Source organism: Agrobacterium sp. Azo12 (assembly GCF_029193765.2).
Taxonomy (GTDB): domain Bacteria; phylum Pseudomonadota; class Alphaproteobacteria; order Rhizobiales; family Rhizobiaceae; genus Agrobacterium.
In genome coordinates, this window is sequence record NZ_JARFYO020000001.1 from 3,456,771 (window position 1) to 3,473,919 (window position 17,149).

General features: G+C 56.2%; 18 protein-coding genes and 1 pseudogene. 14 read left to right on the forward strand and 5 right to left on the reverse strand.

Going from position 1 to position 17,149, the window contains the following annotated elements:
• The first annotated feature begins 66 nt into the window (after positions 1-66).
• Positions 67-1,575, forward strand: coding sequence for a UbiD family decarboxylase (locus tag PYL13_RS16385; protein WP_275642012.1), 1,509 nt, complete (start codon positions 67-69; stop codon positions 1,573-1,575).
• 2 nt (positions 1,576-1,577) lie between these two features.
• Positions 1,578-2,162, forward strand: a complete 585-nt coding sequence (locus tag PYL13_RS16390; RefSeq protein ID WP_368077689.1) for a UbiX family flavin prenyltransferase — start codon at positions 1,578-1,580, stop codon at positions 2,160-2,162.
• Between the two features lie 10 nt (positions 2,163-2,172).
• On the opposite strand, the gene PYL13_RS16395 is transcribed toward PYL13_RS16390, so the two are convergent.
• Complete coding sequence (locus PYL13_RS16395; RefSeq protein WP_275642014.1) at positions 2,173-2,850, reverse strand: NnrU family protein; 678 nt, start codon at positions 2,848-2,850, stop codon at positions 2,173-2,175.
• Positions 2,851-2,872: 22 nt separating this feature from the next.
• Positions 2,873-3,028: a hypothetical protein gene (locus tag PYL13_RS16400; protein WP_192487924.1), complete on the reverse strand. Its 156-nt coding sequence runs from the start codon at positions 3,026-3,028 to the stop codon at positions 2,873-2,875.
• A 139-nt stretch (positions 3,029-3,167) separates the two neighbouring features.
• Between PYL13_RS16400 and PYL13_RS16405 the strand changes: the two genes are divergently transcribed.
• The 6 genes from PYL13_RS16405 to PYL13_RS16430 all read left to right on the forward strand — a co-directional run bounded on the left by PYL13_RS16405 (position 3,168) and on the right by PYL13_RS16430 (position 8,888).
• Positions 3,168-3,698, forward strand: coding sequence for a cytochrome c oxidase subunit 3 (locus PYL13_RS16405; protein ID WP_250982356.1), 531 nt, complete (start codon positions 3,168-3,170; stop codon positions 3,696-3,698).
• Positions 3,699-3,702: 4 nt separating this feature from the next.
• A complete protein-coding gene (locus PYL13_RS16410; protein WP_275642015.1) occupies positions 3,703-3,993 on the forward strand; it encodes a cytochrome C oxidase subunit IV family protein in 291 nt (96 codons plus the stop codon).
• Positions 3,994-4,173: 180 nt separating this feature from the next.
• A complete protein-coding gene (locus PYL13_RS16415; protein WP_192487921.1) occupies positions 4,174-4,626 on the forward strand; it encodes a c-type cytochrome in 453 nt (150 codons plus the stop codon).
• A gap of 23 nt (positions 4,627-4,649) precedes the next feature.
• On the forward strand, positions 4,650-5,996 hold the full coding sequence (locus PYL13_RS16420) for a cbb3-type cytochrome c oxidase subunit I (protein WP_259141992.1): 1,347 nt from the start codon (positions 4,650-4,652) through the stop codon (positions 5,994-5,996).
• 69 nt (positions 5,997-6,065) lie between these two features.
• Positions 6,066-6,878, forward strand: coding sequence for a CbbQ/NirQ/NorQ/GpvN family protein (locus PYL13_RS16425; protein ID WP_259141980.1), 813 nt, complete (start codon positions 6,066-6,068; stop codon positions 6,876-6,878).
• Between the two features lie 111 nt (positions 6,879-6,989).
• Positions 6,990-8,888: a nitric oxide reductase activation protein NorD gene (locus PYL13_RS16430; protein WP_275642016.1), complete on the forward strand. Its 1,899-nt coding sequence runs from the start codon at positions 6,990-6,992 to the stop codon at positions 8,886-8,888.
• A 118-nt stretch (positions 8,889-9,006) separates the two neighbouring features.
• Here PYL13_RS16430 and hemN read toward each other — a convergent pair whose 3' ends face one another.
• Positions 9,007-10,359, reverse strand: coding sequence for an oxygen-independent coproporphyrinogen III oxidase (gene hemN / locus PYL13_RS16435; RefSeq protein ID WP_275642017.1), 1,353 nt, complete (start codon positions 10,357-10,359; stop codon positions 9,007-9,009).
• Positions 10,360-10,565: 206 nt separating this feature from the next.
• Between hemN and PYL13_RS16440 the strand changes: the two genes are divergently transcribed.
• Positions 10,566-10,871 carry a DUF2249 domain-containing protein gene (locus PYL13_RS16440; RefSeq protein ID WP_250982362.1) on the forward strand — a complete coding sequence of 102 codons (306 nt, stop codon included), beginning with the start codon at positions 10,566-10,568 and terminating at the stop codon, positions 10,869-10,871.
• A gap of 70 nt (positions 10,872-10,941) precedes the next feature.
• Positions 10,942-11,472 (forward strand): DUF2249 domain-containing protein, encoded by a 531-nt coding sequence (locus PYL13_RS16445; RefSeq protein ID WP_275642018.1) that lies wholly within the window; start codon positions 10,942-10,944, stop codon positions 11,470-11,472.
• 108 nt (positions 11,473-11,580) lie between these two features.
• On the opposite strand, the gene PYL13_RS16450 is transcribed toward PYL13_RS16445, so the two are convergent.
• Positions 11,581-12,813, reverse strand: coding sequence for an NnrS family protein (locus PYL13_RS16450; protein WP_275642019.1), 1,233 nt, complete (start codon positions 12,811-12,813; stop codon positions 11,581-11,583).
• 228 nt (positions 12,814-13,041) lie between these two features.
• Between PYL13_RS16450 and nirK the strand changes: the two genes are divergently transcribed.
• The 3 genes from nirK (at position 13,042) to PYL13_RS16465 (ending at position 16,065) form a co-directional block, all read left to right on the forward strand.
• The gene (nirK, locus tag PYL13_RS16455) at positions 13,042-14,184 is read left to right on the forward strand and encodes a copper-containing nitrite reductase (RefSeq protein ID WP_275642020.1); all 1,143 of its coding nucleotides are present in this window, start codon (positions 13,042-13,044) and stop codon (positions 14,182-14,184) included.
• 109 nt (positions 14,185-14,293) lie between these two features.
• Positions 14,294-15,211 carry a formylglycine-generating enzyme family protein gene (locus PYL13_RS16460; protein WP_275642021.1) on the forward strand — a complete coding sequence of 306 codons (918 nt, stop codon included), beginning with the start codon at positions 14,294-14,296 and terminating at the stop codon, positions 15,209-15,211.
• Positions 15,212-15,369: 158 nt separating this feature from the next.
• Positions 15,370-16,065, forward strand: coding sequence for a Crp/Fnr family transcriptional regulator (locus PYL13_RS16465; RefSeq protein ID WP_275642022.1), 696 nt, complete (start codon positions 15,370-15,372; stop codon positions 16,063-16,065).
• 58 nt (positions 16,066-16,123) lie between these two features.
• Here the strand turns inward: PYL13_RS16465 and PYL13_RS16470 are convergent, their stop codons facing one another.
• Entirely contained in the window at positions 16,124-16,957 is an 834-nt protein-coding gene (locus PYL13_RS16470) for an aldo/keto reductase (RefSeq protein ID WP_275642023.1), read from the reverse strand.
• Between the two features lie 91 nt (positions 16,958-17,048).
• Between PYL13_RS16470 and PYL13_RS16475 the strand changes: the two are divergent.
• Positions 17,049-17,149, forward strand: a pseudogene (locus tag PYL13_RS16475) (LysR family transcriptional regulator); the annotation flags it as partial.

Here is a 17,149-nt window from a genome sequence, read left to right on the forward strand (position 1 = left end):
CACCGGACGCAAATCCGTTTGACCGAGCGCAAAGACAGAAGGATTTGCAATCGCCAGACAGAACACATGACGGATAAAAAAACCACGCCAACCCGCGCCGGCGATCTGCGCGGCTTCCTTGCCATGCTAGAACAACGTGGCGAGTTGAAGCGCATTGAACAGCCCGTGTCGCTGGTGCATGAGGTCACGGAAATTCACCGCCGGGTGTTGCAAAATGGTGGGCCTGCCCTGCTGTTTGAAAAGCCGGTGGCCGCAGACGGCAAGGTGCATGACATACCGCTTCTGGCCAATCTGTTCGGCACGCAGCAACGGATAGAATGGGGCATGGGGGTTGAGACCGGCGGCCTGAAAGCCCTGGCGGAGCGGTTTGCCGAACTGCGCGAGCCACGCCCTCCACACTCCATCAAGGATGCATGGAGCAAACTGCCGATGTTGCAGGCGGCCTTTTCCATGCGCCTGAAACAGGTATCGCGCGCACCGGTGCAAGACATTGTGCTTCAGGGTGAGGAGGTCGACCTCGGAAAATTACCCGTGCAATGGGGCTGGCCGGGAGAACCTGCGCCACTGATAACCTGGCCGCTTGTCATAACCAGATCACCGGATGATCCAAGCGATATCAATGTCGGGATTTACCGTATGCAGGTGCTCGGACCCAACAGGCTGATCATGCGCTGGCTTGCCCACCGTGGTGGCGCACGACATCACCGCATGTGGCAAAATCGCGGAGAGGATATGCCGGTTACCATTGCGATCGGCGCGGATCCCGCCCTTATTCTGGCGGCCGTCATGCCACTGCCGGAACATATGAGCGAGCTTGGTTTTTCAGGCCTGCTGCGCGGAATGCGAAGCCGTATCGCACAGGCAGTGACGGTGCCGATGCCCGTCCCCGCCAATGCGGAAATCATTCTGGAGGGAACCGTCTCGGCAAAAGAAACGGCGGCGGAAGGTCCCTATGGCGACCACACCGGATATTACAATTCGGTTGAGCCCTTCCACGTCATGACCCTGTCTGCCATCACCATGCGGCAAAAACCGGTCTACCTCTCCACCTATACCGGCCGGCCGCCGGATGAACCCTCGGTTCTGGGTGAGGCGATGCTGGAAATCTTCCTGCCACTGGTCAAACGACAGTTTGCCGAGATCGTAGATCTGTGGATGCCGCCGGAAGCCTGTTCCTACCGCGTCATGGTCGTTTCCATAGACAAACGATATCCCGGTCAGGCCAAGCGCATCATGATGGGCCTATGGTCCATGCTGCCGCAGTTCAATTACGTCAAACTGATCGTCGCTGTGGACCCGGATATCAATGTTCGCAAATGGGAGGATGTCATCTGGGCACTTTCCACGCGTTTTGACGCCTCACGCGATGTGACGATCATCGACAACACACCGATTGATTATCTCGATTTCGCCTCTCCCAAGGCCGGTCTTGGCGGCAAGATGGGACTGGATGCCACCCGCAAACTGCCCGGTGAAACAGAGCGGGAATGGGGCCGCGTGCTGTCGATGACGCCAGATGTGATTGCCAAAGTCGACGCCATGTGGAGTGAGCTCGGATTGGGAGAAAAACCATGACCATATCCCGGCTCGTTGTTGGCATTACCGGTGCATCCGGCGCCGCCATTGCCGTGCGCATCATTGAGCGTCTTGCAGACATGCGGGACGTAGAAACCCATCTGGTCATCTCGCCCTCTGCCCGCCAGACCTTGCTGCATGAAGTCGGTGCGGCCGCCGTAGAGCGAATTTCGGCGCTGGCGCATTTCAACCATCCGGTCACCGATATTGGCGCTGCTATCGCCAGCGGTTCCTTCCACACGGCAGGCATGATTGTTGCCCCCTGCTCCATGCGGACACTGGCGGCAATCGCCCATGGCTTTTCCGACAATTTGATTGTCAGGACAGCAGATGTGCATTTGAAAGAGCGCCGCAAACTGATTTTGATGGCACGGGAAACACCGCTGCACCTAGGCCATTTGCGCAACATGTGTGCGGCCACCGAAATGGGCGCTATGATCATGCCGCCCGTGCCTGCATTTTACCATCTTCCGGAAAGTGTGGCTGATATTGTCGATCAACTTGCCGCCCGCGCAATCGACCAGCTTGGCCTATCGGCGTCGCCACAGGCAAAAGCATGGGAGCCGCATGTGATTGCGGCCTCCTGACGTCTTGCGATTACATGTAAAGCATCGGGTCGGCACCGAAGAGTGCGGCGTGACCGCCAGCCAGCAACCACCAAGTGATAAGTCCCGTCAAAGCGGCAGCAACCAGCAATGGTGCATCAAAGGCTGGCCGCACCTTGCCGGACAACAAAGCTGCAAAAGGAATGGATGAGGTACGGGCTGTCGCCTCACCCCAGCCAGATCCCAGTCTCTTGCGGGCGCGTTTTTCAATCATTGGAATTCCGCCGAGCGAAAACAGGGCAAAACCGCCAAACAGGATCAGCGACCGCAGGTCACCATTGGGAACGAGATGCCCTGCTGACCAGAACAGAAAACCCCATAAAACCGGATGCCGGGTAATGGTGACGATCGCCCCGGCCTTCTCTCCCTGCCGCACCGAGATGGACAGCGGGTTGACGCTGCACAGGCCGGCAAGAACAAAAAACACCCCAAGTGGCGCAGCAAGAAATGTCACATGCGCTTGCCAGGGCGCGGTGTCCCACAGGGGAATATAGTCCACCATCAGGGCCGCATGGAAAACCCAGCCAAGGGCGGCCAGCGACACCAGAGAATAGACACCGAAATATGCGGGCCTGCCCATGGCTGCAACCAGCTTGCCGCGCACCGATGGCATGGCAGGGATGGAATGCAGGGCAACGAACAATGCCAATGCGGCTAAAAGTTCTATCATGGCAGGATCCTCGCTTGTTCTCTTACTGCCCTAGAAACAGCACTGTTGCTATGGCAGCAGAGGCCAGCACGGCCGAAATGGTGCCCGGTCCTTGTAACACCCCCATTCGGTAAAGAAGGATAGAAAAGCCGATAATAATAGGCGTTGCGACAATGAGTCCGACCTGAGCGTCGTTCATGCTTATGCTCCATCAAATGGTAATTGCGCTTTGTCATGACCATAAGCGTTTACTGACGGCGTTCTTTGATCGGCAGCAAAGAAGCACATGGTGCACCCGCCTATCTCTGACTTGCTATTCGGCAAATATGGATGAGGTCATGGCGGCAAAAGACGAGGATAACGGCAATCTGCTGATGTGGATTCTGGTATGGAGTGAGTTGATTGTATTTGGGGCATTGCTGGCGGCATTTCTGATCGCCTTTGCTCTGAACGAAGAAGGATTTATCGCAGCAAGAGGCCATTTGCAGCCGCAAATTGCCGGCTTCAATACGCTGGTATTGCTTGGTAGCGGTTGGCAGGCGGCGATTGCCGCCCGGCGCAATAGCTCGGCGCAGCTGAGAAGACGGGCGCTGATTTTGGCGGCCCTGCTGGGTTTCGTCTTCACCGCATTGAAGCTCTACGAATACAGCACCGAAATCGCCTTTGCATCAGATGCGGCCTACGGCGCTTTTTACGAGCTGTATTTCATGCTCACCGGCTTTCATCTTTTCCACGTCATCTTTGTTGCAGGGCTGCTGCTGATCGTTGCCGTGAAACCGAAAGATGAAAACGTCACGCTCGTCACGACCATCTGGCACATCATCGATCTTGTCTGGATCGTCATTTTCCCCGTTATCTATCTGGTGTAGATCCATGCTTGATCGTACATCTTCACAACTGCGCAAAACCTTTGTCATTCTTAGCATTCTGGTGCTGGCCGGCATGGCCGTGGTGACGGCAAGACAGGCCGGTTACATGCCTGCACTTGCTGCGGCGTGCCTGGTTCTGCTGTTTGCGCTGTTAAAATCCCGACGCATTATCGATGAGTTTCTGGGCCTTGGCGGCGAGCCGGGTTTTTTGCGTAATGCCCTGCTGGCATGGCCGGTGCTTTTTGCTGCAGCAGCGCTGCTGCGCGCTGTTCTGCAGGGCGTCTATCATCTTTGAAAGCAACCTGGGGCCGATAGCGTGCCTGTTGTTTGCCAAATGGCAAAGACGGTTCTGCCCCAGCCTCTAGAAAGGTCCCAGCCCTACCGCAGTGCGCCGCCCAACAGCCAAACACCCCGGAAAAGGGTTCGATCAAGCCGGTCCGCGCTGGCGGTTCCCCGGAATGGAAAGGACCATGGCATGGCAGAACGCCTGACCAAGACAGGAGCGCGCAACGTCTTTTATGGCGGCTCCATATTCTTCTTTGCGATATTCGTCGGGCTTACCGCCCACAGCCATTATTATATGCGCACCGTTTCTACGGATGAAAGCACGCTGACGGCAAGTGTCGCCCGCGGCAAACATGTCTGGGAGAAAAACTCCTGCATCAACTGTCACACTCTGCTCGGCGAAGGTGCCTATTTCGCACCAGAGCTTGGCAATGTCTGGAAGCGTTACGGCGGCGTTGAGGACAAGGAGTCCGCACGCGATTCCATCAAAGGATGGATGGCCGCACAGCCGACCGGCATCGAAGGCAGACGTCAGATGCCCCAGTTCAACCTGACCGATCAGGAACTTGATGACCTTGTCGACTTCCTTGAGTGGGCAAGTCGCATCAAGACCCAGAACTGGCCACCGAATGATGCCGGGTGAGATGTGAGGCAAGGAGAGAAGACATGAAATACCAGACGCAAAAAGTCGCCATGCTTTACTTCTATGGCGCCATTGGCCTGTTCATTGCGCAGGTCATATTCGGTGTGTTTGCAGCGACAATCTACGTGCTGCCCAACACGCTGTCCGAGCTTTTACCCTTTAACATCGTCCGCATGATCCACACCAACGCCCTTGTTGTCTGGCTGTTGATGGGTTTCATGGGCTCGACTTATTACCTGCTGCCGGAAGAGACGGAAACCGAGCTGTACAGTCCGAAACTGGCGATCATCCAGTTCTGGCTGTTCCTCGTCGCCGCCGCTGTTGCCGTGGTCGGTTACCTGTTCCGCATCCATGAAGGACGCGAGTTCCTGGAACAGCCCTTTGCCATCAAGGTCGGCATTGTGATCGTCGTGCTGATGTTCCTGTTCAACATCACCATGACAGCTTTGAAAGGCCGCAAGACCACCGTCATCAACATCCTGCTATTTGGCCTTTGGGGTTTGGCGATCTTCTTCCTGTTTGCCTTCTACAACCCGGTCAACCTGGCACTCGACAAGATGTACTGGTGGTACGTCATCCATCTCTGGGTCGAAGGTGTGTGGGAACTGATCATGGCCTCGATCCTGGCCTTCCTGATGATCAAGCTCAACGGCATTGACCGTGAAGTGGTTGAGAAGTGGCTCTATGTCATCGTCGGCCTGGCACTGTTCTCAGGTATTCTCGGCACCGGCCACCACTTCTACTGGATCGGCGCTCCCGGATACTGGCAGTGGATCGGTTCACTGTTCTCGACGCTGGAAGTCGCACCGTTCTTCACCATGGTTATCTTTACTTTCGTGATGACCTGGAAGGCCGGACGCAAGCACGACAACCGCGCCGCCCTGTTGTGGTCGATCGGTTGCTCGGTCATGGCATTTTTCGGGGCTGGCGTCTGGGGTTTCCTCAACACGCTGTCATGGGTCAACTACTACACCCACGGCACGCAGATCACCGCCGCGCACGGTCACCTCGCCTTCTTTGGTGCCTATGTGATGCTGAACCTCGCCATGATGGCCTATGCCATGCCGGAAATGCGCAAGCGCGCACCGTATAACCAGATGCTGTCAATGGCCAGCTGCTGGATCATGTGCACCGCCATGTTCCTGATGACCTTTGCCCTGACCTTTGCTGGTGTTGTCCAGGTGCACCTGCAGCGCGTGCTCGGCGACAATTACATGGACGTGCAGGAACAGCTGTCGCTGTTCTACTGGATACGCCTGGCGACGGGCGCTGGAGTTCTCATTTCGGCTCTCATGTTCACCTGGGCAGTCCTGGTGCCCGGCAAGGAACGACGGAGTGACGTCACCCGTGCAGTGCAGCCTGCCGAATGAGAAACGCGCCGGCCCTTAAACCCCAGGGGCCGGCGCTTCCCTTTTTCAGAATCTCATGGAGAGAAAAACATGAACACGATCTTCAGGGACGGACCAAAGACCACCACGGAAATTCCTTTCTACAGCCCGTCCGGCAATGAGTGCCAGCTGTTTGAAAGAGCATGGACCCGGCAACTGCCGCTGCTTCTGAAAGGTCCAACCGGTTGCGGCAAAACCCGCTTTGTCAGCCATATGGCCGCCAAGCTCGGACTGCCGCTCTCCACCGTCTCATGCCATGACGATCTGGCTGCCGCCGATCTGACCGGCCGTTATCTGCTGAAAGGTGGCGATACGGTCTGGATGGATGGCCCGCTAACCAGAGCGGTTCGTCAAGGCGGCGTTTGCTACCTCGACGAAATTGTTGAAGCCCGCAAGGATGTCGCCGTCGTGCTTCACCCGCTGACGGATGACCGGCGTATTCTGCCGCTGGAACGCACCGGCGAAGTGCTCGACGCACCTCCCGGCTTCATGCTGGTAGTGTCCTATAACCCCGGCTACCAGAACCTGCTGAAAAGCCTGAAACCCAGCACCCGGCAGCGGTTTGTCGCCATTGAATTCGACTTCCTGCCGAAGGACCAGGAAATAGCAGTTGTTTCGAAGGAAAGTGGTCTTGATGAATCCGACATCGAACCGCTGGTTAATCTGGCGCAGCGTCTGCGCACCCTGAAAGGCCATGACCTTGAAGAAGGTGTCTCAACCCGCCTCGTCGTTTATTGCGCAAGCCTGATCGATGCCGGCATGAGCAATCGTGACGCCGTCCGCGCTGCCATGATCGAACCGCTGACCGACGAGCAGGATGTAAAGGCAGCCCTTTTCGAGATCGCGGACGCAATGATCCGCTAAGGCACTTTGCGTCTTCAACGGCGCAAAAGGCCCTCCGACACACTGAAGCTACGCATCGCCATTTGCGAAATTCGAAACGGGATTTCGCACCGATGCGGCAAGGATAGTTCGATGCTGGATTTTCTGGAACTGGAAGAAACCGTTGGCCGTGCATGGCATCGCCTGATTGGCGGAACGGCAACATGGCTGCGTTTTCCTGAACATGCCGTCAAACTGGACGATGTGCAAACGGTGTTGGCTGTGTGCTTTCGCGGCTTCGGCGGTGAAAGGGCGGTGCAGATCGCGCCGGCCCGTGCCCGCACGTCCACCCACCGCTTGCGTTTGCGCCAACGCATGGGACTTGGTGAGGAAAAGTTGGCCCAGCCGGGCCGTGACCACGCCACGTTGATGTTGCCTCCAGTCATCGACCTGTTCCCGGACGAAGGACTTAACCGTGACCTCTATGTCTGGCTTGCAGCGGCGATGGCTTGCCTGCCACTCGACCAGTTGCCATCAGATGATTTGCTGCTGAACGATCTCACCCGGCTTGATCGGGCATCAAAGTTGGCCGACAATGTCATGGAAGCCTTTCCAGGCATGAAAAACCGCTATCGTCGCCTGTGTGCTGCCATCCTTGCCGTGCGCCAGAAAAGATCACTTCCCAAGGTCGAGCAGCAGGTTGAAAACCGTATTCTGGCGATGCTGGCAAATGGTGCCGAACACCATGCACCGGTCGCGCCGTTCCAGTTCCCATACAAGGCACCGCCTGGTTATCTGCCGATGCTGCCGGTTCCCCTTTGGCCCGATACGCTGCTGCGCGAAGCCTCCGAACCGCGCGACAATGAAGACCAGCCCGCCAGCGGTGCTCAGCCCCAAGGCGCACCCACCGCCCGGCACATTGCGGTCAGAGAAAAGGCGGAAAATCGCCAGACCGAACGCAGCCCTTTCATTCTCAATAGGTTCGAAAAGATCCTGGCCATGGCCGAAATGGTCAATGTCGATCGCCCCGGCGACGATAGTGATGATAATGACGCCACCGCCGCCGATGAACTCGACGAGATGACGCTTGGCGAACGCAAGGGCAGACCATCCGCCCGCTTCCGTTTCGATCTTGACCTTCCACCGGAAGCACTGGATCGCACCACGTTGACGGCAGATCTGACCTATCCGGAATGGGATTATCGCAGCGGCACCTATCTACCCAACCATTGCCGCGTGCTTGCCTCGGCGGCCGCCGGTTCGGAAATACCGCCAGAAGCCGATGAACAAACCAAGAGCTTGATCCGCCGTGTCAAACGACAATTCGAGGTTCTGCGTCCGCGCCATGAAATGCTCAAAGCCCAGATCGACGGAAACGATCTTGATTTGGATGCCGTAGTCCGTGTGCGAAGCGACATGGCTGCCGGCGGTCAAGGCAGTGATCGCATTCACATGATGAGCAGACCGCAGGCTCATGATCTTGCAGTCACCCTTCTTGTCGATGTGTCGTTATCCACTGATGCGTGGTTTGATAACCGCCGCGTCCTGGATGTCGAGAAAGAAGCCCTGCTGGTGTTGGCAAACGGACTGTCCGCCTGCGGCGACAGCCACTCCATTCTGACATTCACCTCCCGTCGTCGCTCATGGGTGCGGGTGGAAACGGTAAAAGATTTTGACGAGCCAATGGGCGACAAGGTGGAGCGACGCATTTCCGCACTGAAACCTGGCTATTACACCCGTATTGGCCCTGCGGTTCGCCATGCGGCTGCGGAGTTGCGCAAGCGCCCTGACAGACGCAAGTTGCTGTTGCTGCTGACCGACGGCAAACCCAACGACGTTGACCACTATGAAGGCCGGTTTGCCATCGAAGATAGCCGCCGGGCCATCACCGAGGCAAGGCGCTCCGGCGTCAACGTGTTTGGTGTGACGGTGGACAGGCAAGCCCAGTCCTACATTCCGGCGATCTTTGGCAAGAATGGCTACGCCGTCGTCAACAGGATTTCCAAACTGCCCTCGGCCTTGCCCGCCATCTATCGCAGCTTGGCCGGTTAACCGCAGCAAATACCACCAAAATAACAGCCCCGCCAAATAGCGGGGCTGTTTTGTTTCAGTCTTCATTACCTTGCAGAATGTCCTCCCGAAGATCTTACAAGCCTTCGCGAGATATGGATCAGGCCGCTTTGCTATGTGTGCGGCCCGATGAATGCAGATAGGCATCGAAACAGGCCGCAACGGCACGAATAATGAAGCGTTGATCCGGTTTGACGCTGACGATGCCATCTCTGATGTCAACGACGCCATCACCTTCCAGCATGGAGAGCTGGCGATTGTCCTCCAGCAACATGGCCGCATCAAAACCATGACCCGCAGCAATCCCCGCCACATCGGCGCGAAAATCGCACATCAACCGTTCAATCAGATCGGCGCGCATCCGGTCTTCGGTGGTCAACCGATATCCCTTGACGGTCGCCAGCTGCCCGCTGGAAATCTGCCGCGCATAAATGCCGGGTGGCACTTCGTTCTGCACATACCCACCAGGCATGCGTCCAATGGCGGAAGCGCCCAGACCGATCAAAGTCTGGCAGGCATCCGTCGTGTAGCCCTGGAAATTGCGATGCAAACGTCCTGACTTTTGTGCAATCACCATGTCGTCACCGGGCAAAGCGTAGTGATCGAGACCGATGCGGGTATAACCTGCCCGCTCGAGAGTGGCGGCAATAGCATCTGCCTGCTCTGCCCGCGCCTTGGCTTCTGGCAAGACCTTTTCATCAATCAGTTTCTGATGCTGTTTGAAGCTCGGGATATGCGCATAGCCAAACACCGAAAACCGGTCGGGCCGCATTTTGATCGCAGCCTTGGCCGTGGCAATACAGGACGCCACGGTTTGATGTGGCAAGCCGTAGATCAGGTCAAAATTGATCCGTGGAACGCGGGCAGCTCTTAACCTCGTGACGGCGGTCTGCGTTTGTTCTTCGCTTTGGATGCGGTTGATGGCCTTTTGCACGATAGGGTCAAAGCTTTGCACTCCTAAGCTTGCACGCCTGACACCGCCCTCACCCAGCGCAATCGCCATGTCCGGTGTCAATGTTCTGGGATCGATCTCGACAGCCATCTCGGTTGTCTTGTCAAAAACGAAATTTCTGCCAAGCAATGCAATCAACCGCAGGAACTCCTCCGGCTGCATGATGGTGGGTGTACCACCGCCAAAATGCACATGGCCAACCTTCAGGCGACCAGATGTCCGCGCCCGCACCAGATCAATCTCCGCATGAAGGACGTCGAGGTAATCAAGGATTGGCTGGTCGCGGCTGGTGATCGTGGTGTGACAGCCGCAATACCAGCACATCGATCGGCAGAACGGAATATGCAGATAAAGCGAGACTTTGTCCTGCTGTGGAATTTCGGTAATCCAGTCCGAATAGGTTCCGGCCCCTATCGAGGCCGAAAAGGCCGGTGCAGTTGGATAACTGGTGTAACGCGGCAGTCGCGCTTCGCCGTATTTCTCGATAAGCGGCTGATGCATGGGGCACTCCTTTACGGTTACAAATGTGCCCGTATCCTGCCCGTGAAGAATGCGCCCTTCTTTGCGTAAAAGCGCATACATGACAATTTTCAGATTTATTTGAGCCGCGTCAACGTTGCCCGCTGTGACAATAGGTAGCTTCCGGGCTGCTCAAGCGGCTGCCGCACGCACGAGCAGTCCTTGTTTTGCGGCAATGGAAACAGATTATGTCCGAAGCTCAACCCGTTACCAACATTGATGTCAGGGTCATTCCGCCACGTGAACGCCATCCGCAGATTTTTGGTGCTCTTGGCGCATTAACCGCCGGCCAGTCGCTGCAGATCACCAGTGATCATGACCCGCGCCCGCTGCTGTACCAACTGGCCACCAATTTCCCTGGCGAGTTTGGCTGGGAATATCTCGAGCAGGGTCCGGAAGTCTGGCGCCTTGACATCAACCGTATGGAAGGCGAGAGCGAAGGCAGTGAAGAAGAACATTCCGGCTGCGATTGTTGCTGTGGATCAAACCATTAAGAGCAATCCGGCTCCATGCTAGACGTCTCCAAAAATCGGCAAAAGCTGTTTCAAAGATAAAAGGTGAACCATGAATGGCAGCATGAAAGAACTGGATCTGCGTCCACTTTTGCGCAGTGGCATCGAACCATTCCCCGCCATCATGGAGACTGTGGCATCGCTGGCTCCGGGTGAAGGTTTGACGATCATGACAACCTTTCGCCCGGTGCCATTGTTCAATGTCATGGCGCGCCGCGGGTTCGATCATCTGGAAAAAGGGCTTGGCAATGGTGAGTGGGAGGTCCAGTTCATTCCGCATAAAAAAAGCGAAGAACTCTCCGTGTCACCAACGCTGGTCCATGATGCCGCAGAACCAGAAGCATGGCCGGATCCCAGCGAATATCTTGATCTCGTCGAACTCGCTCCACCACTGCAAATCAAGCGGCTGACGGAAGCCACAAAGAGCCACCCTCCGGGTTCGGTCATTTTTGCCGTTATGCAGCAGGAACCGGTTTTTCTCTATGCTGACCTGATGTCGAATGGCCATCAATGGGCAGGAAACTTCGACGAAGGCCGCACAGCATTCCGTATGTTCATCAGGATTGGCATGCCGCCGAACTGACAGCGTAATCTCGGCAACAAAGCATACCTCCATCAAAATGCCCCGCCTGTGACAACAAGCGGGGCATTTTCTTTGGTTCATTCTGAAAGATAAAACCGCTGCGAACCGTCAAGCCCGCAACGGTTTGCGCTCCTGTGTCAGGATCGGCCCGAATTCTATGCAGAACAACAGAAAGCCTATGATCCACAGGGCGCCCGAGCAGGCGTAAAGGTGCATCATGGCATCCGGGAAGGCCTCTGCGGCTGGTCTCAGCACTGCGCTTCCAATCAGCGCCAGATAGGCGGCAACTGTCATCTTCGTTGCATGCAGTTTGCGACCGGTATGACCAAGGCTGGCGCGCGTCATCACCGCCAGCATCATGCAGGCAACAACGCCGACGGTAAATATATGCAGCACCGAGCGGGCATCCATCACCTCATAGACACCCAGCGCAATGGCCATGAAGCCGAGCGGTATGAAGGCATAAGCCACATGCAGAACCACCAGCAATTGCTCCGGCCATGTAGCCCAACCGCGCCACCGCACAAGCCTGACCGCATGCATGAACCCAGCGATTGCAGCGACAATGGCCGTTAATGGGCTCTCGGGTGCAAGGGTCCAACCACCAAGGGCGGCAACCCCCGTTAAAATCGCCGCCGTATCGAAGGTATTATAAGGAACAGGAAAATCGGTACGGCCACACTTGTTGATCCAGTTGCGGGTAAAACTTGGAACGATGCGTCCACCGACGATCATCACCAGAACCGTATAGGCCGAAACCGCAAGCCGTGTGGCAACGTGGCTGTGATCGCCGCTGATCGCCGCAAAATGAAAGACGATATTGGCGGCTGAAAGCGCCAACAAGCCCGCCAGTACCTTCAGGTCTTTCCATTTGCGCCCGGCAATGACTTCTCTTGCGCATATCGCCAGCAGGGCCGGAAGAAACAGACCATCGATCACCGCAGCTAATGTCATGCCAAACATGCCAGGCACCAGGAACATCAACCGTCCCACACACCATAACCCGAACAGCAGCACCAGTGGCAACCCGGACACCGGCAATCGGCCTGTCCAGTTCGGCACGGCTGTCAGCAAAAATCCGGCAAGCACAGCCGAGGCAAAACCAAACAGCATTTCATGCGCGTGCCAGTTATGCGCGCCATAATCGCCGCCGATCTGGATGAACCCGCTCATTGCGGAAATCCACAAGACCATGGTGACGATTGCCCAAATGGCCGCCGCCAGAAAGAACGGGCGGAAACCATAAGAAAAAATGACCGGTCCGGTGCGTGACAAACCTCTTGGAACTCCGCCTTTTGGACGGGCATGTCCTTCTTGCCGGATTGTTTCTGTACCACTCATGATATTGCTCCTGGGATTAGCCTTCGTGGTGAATTCTTGACATCTGTCTAACCACCCCTGGCCACCCCGTCTTTGCGAACAGGCAAAGACCGCGACACCCCCAGCCAAAATGTCGCAGCCATCAAAACGGGCTCTTTGTTCCATCTCAAATTGTAATTCGCGAGTTGCGCTAAAAACGATCACGACAGGGCCAAGCAAGGCTTGTCCTATCGGAGAAGGAGAAACCCGATGACTGACAACTTCAACATCACACGCCGGAACATACTGGCTAGTGCGGCTTTTGCTGGTGCGATGGCACCTGTCATCGGCGCAGCAACCGCGCATGCAGCAGGCGAAACAAAGGCAGCTGAGAAGGCTTTGACACCCGCCGAGATTGCGGCACTACCTCGCGTTAAAGTGGAATTGGCGAAACCACCTTTCGTGCATGAACACACCCAGAAAGCTGTCGGCGGACCAAAAATTGTCGAGTTCACACTGACCATCGAAGAAAAGAAGATGGTGCTGGACGACAAGGGCAGTGAAGTTCACGCCATGACGTTCAATGGCTCGGTTCCCGGCCCGCTGATGGTCGTTCACCAGAATGACTATGTTGAATTGACGCTCATTAATCCTGACACCAACGAACTTCAGCACAACATCGACTTCCACTCGGCGACAGGCGCCCTGGGTGGCGGCGGCCTGACAATCGTCAACCCCGGTGAGAAGGCAATCCTGCGCTTCAAGGCCACCAAGGCTGGCGTATTTGTCTACCACTGCGCACCTCCCGGCATGGTGCCTTGGCATGTTACCTCGGGCATGAATGGCGCCATCATGGTTCTGCCACGCGAAGGCTTGACGGATGGCCACGGTAAGGAACTGGCCTATGACCGCGTCTATTACGTCGGTGAGCAGGACTTCTACGTACCTCGTGATGAGAAGGGTGCCTTCAAGAAGTATGACAGTGCTGGCGATGCCATGGTCGACACGCTGGAAGTCATGCGCACGCTGACCCCAAGCCATATCGTCTTTAACGGGGCAGTCGGTGCTCTGACAGGTGATAACGCGCTGAAGGCAGCAGTTGGCGAAAAAGTGCTGATCGTCCACTCGCAGGCCAACCGTGATACCCGTCCACACTTGATCGGTGGCCACGGCGATTATGTTTGGGCGACCGGCAAGTTCCGCAACATTCCTGATGTCGATCAGGAAACCTGGTTCATTCCAGGCGGCACGGCAGGTGCAGCATTCTATACCTTCGAGCAGCCAGGCATTTACGCCTATGTGAACCACAACCTCATCGAAGCCTTCGAACTGGGCGCGGCCGCTCACTTCAAGGTCACTGGTGACTGGAACGACGACCTGATGACTGCGGTTCTCGCACCATCGAGCATCTAACATGACCAACAGCCAAGGGACCGGAAACAGCCCGGCCCCTTGGCCCACCTCGTGGGTGTACGGAATACAAGCTGAACATCTTCACGACTGATGGCGCAAGGAGATTGCTATGACCGCGCTTCGTCTAAAACCTGTCTCGCCAACACTCTCGATAGCGCTGCCGCTGTCAATTATCGCAGCGCTGACCGCGACAGCAGCTTTCCAAGCGGGTATCATCGGTTCAGACAGTACACCTGTTGCAAGCGTTGACGCACCACAGACCATTGTCATTCCAACGGGCACATTCAGCTATCGTGAAGACGGAGAATATTTCAAAAACGGTTATGCCGTTGACGCGCCAATGCGAACCATGACCATGAACCGTGCACTGACAATTATGAAATATCAGGTCTCGGGCAGCGATTATAACCGTTGCGTAACGGATGGTGCCTGTGCTGCACCAGAGCCTAGTTTTACCGTCGCACTTGATGTGAGAACACCGGCAACTGGCATCAGCCACGACGATGCAAAAGCCTATGCCGCATGGCTGAGCGCTCGCACCGGCGAGGTCTGGACCTTGCCAAGTGATGCGCAACTGGCTTTCGCCGCCGGCTCGATCTTTCCTGATGAAAAACTCGATGTCGATACGGATTCGACCAACCCTGCCGCACGCTGGCTGGCAGACTACGAACGCCAGACCAGCCGTAAGGCCTCGAGCAATCCGGTTCCGCAATCATACGGCACGTTCGGCGAAAATGAGCATGGCCTTTCGGATTTTGGTGGGAACATATGGGAATGGACGGCGACCTGCAGTCGCCGCGTCAATCTGGATGCCAACGGCAATGTAACGAGCGCCGTCTCTTCATGTGGGATACCGGTTGCTTCGGGCAAACACCGTGCAGCGCTTAGCGGTTTTGTGCGCAATCCGAAGGGCGGCGGCTGTGCAGTGGGCGTACCTCCGGATAATCTCGGCTTTCGGCTGATCAAGGACACACGTTGGCATGCACCACTTGCAGCAAGGCTGCGCAACCATGGTTGGTCGGTTTAAGAACCCCGACAAACCTTTCCACGACCCTCGACACGTGCTAAAGACAGCGACGAAACAACACGGAAATTTTTAACGAGACTAATCCTGCCGTCACCGCTCGATCAGAAGCGTCGACTACCGCAGACAAGCGGAAACAGGGTGTCTGGAGAGGACATCTGGTGAAGATTGACCGCAGCGTCATCCGGGCTTTGCCTTTGTTCAGTAAAATGTTGGACGAGGACCTCGACAAGCTTCTGTCCCATGCCAATTCCCGGCTTGTGCCACCCGGCGAAGCGATCTTTGAGCAGGGACAGGCGGCGTCCCATTTTTTCCTGCTGATTCATGGCCGGTTGAAGGTCACCCAGGTCACGCAGGATGGCCAGCAGATCATTGTGCGCGTTGTGCATCCAGGCGATCTCTTCGGTTTTGCCAAGGCTCTTCAAAGAACCGATTACCCCGGCACGGCGACCACCGCTGCTGAAAGCGTTATTCTGTCCTGGCAGACAGACCTCTGGCCACAATTTGTTGAGCAAAACCCTTATCTGGCAGTGTCTGCCATGCAGACCATCGGCCAGCGGCTGGAAGAAGCCCATACTCGTATTCGCGAAATGTCCACGCAGGAAGTGGAGCGCCGTGTTGCCCACGCCGTGCTTCGTCTGTCACAACAGGCCGGGCGCAAGGAAAGCGAAGGCATTCGGATCGATTTCCCGATATCCCGACAGGATATTGCCGAGATGACCGGAACGACACTGCATACGGTGTCGCGCATTCTGAGCAACTGGGAATCCAAGGGTCTTGTGCAGGGCGGCCGTCAGAAACTTCTGGTCTGCAACATGCCGGGTCTGATGCAGCTTGCCGATGGCGCGCGCGAGTAACACCATCGACAAATGTAAAGAGGCATTTGGGGAGGAGCGCAGGCTCCTCCTGTTGTTTTCACACAGCAGCATCCCAGACCGGTGCGAGGCCATCCGGGGACACGATACGGCCGTCTGCTTTGGAAAGCGCGTGAATGGCCGCCATTTCTTCTGAAGACAGGGCAAAGTCAAAAATCGCTGCGTTCTCGGCGAGACGAGCTTCAGTCACCGTCTTGGAAAGCGCAATAACGCCGTCCTGTTGGACGAGCCAACGCAATACGACCTGAGCAACCGACTTGCCGTGGTTGGCAGCAATATCTTTCAGAACTGGGTCAGCAAGCACCTTGCCATCCGCCATGGCAAAATAGCTGGTAATCGACATGCCGGACTTTTTGGCTTCGGCGATCACGACATCCTGATTGAGATACGGATGATACTCGATCTGGTTGGTCACGATCGGCGCCTTTGAAAGTGAAACGGACTGCGCCATCAAAGCCGTGTTAAAGTTGGAAACACCGATATGACGCACCTTGCCGGCTTCCTTGACCTCATTCAACGCACCGATCTGCTCAGCCAATGGAACCGCGTCGTTCGGCCAATGGAGAAGTAACAGGTCGACATAGCCGGTTTTCAGCTTCTTCAGGCTTTCGTCAACGGAGGTTACAAACGCGTCGCGTTTGTATTTATCGACCCAGACTTTTGTGGTCAGGAAGATGTCGCCACGCGCAATGCCGGAACCGGTGATGGCCTCGCCAACTTCCGCTTCATTGCCATAAATCTGCGCAGTGTCGATATGGCGGAATCCGGTCTTCAGCGCCTGCGGCACAATCCTGAGGACATCACTGCCGGGGACACGAAACGTACCAAAGCCGAGCGCGGGAATGGTCGCCCCATTTGCGGTAACAGTGTGCATTGGTTTACTCCTTGATTAATCCGCAGCGATTTTCGCCGGGAATGATTGGACTTGAGAACCGACCAGACATCAAGTGTCGGTTCGGCAAGCCAACTTCAGCCGAAGTCTGAACGAATGGCCGTTCAGAAATCCTGGATCTGACGACGTCTACCGTCTTGCCGTCTCCGGCAATGCGGCTGTCAACAGCGGGTT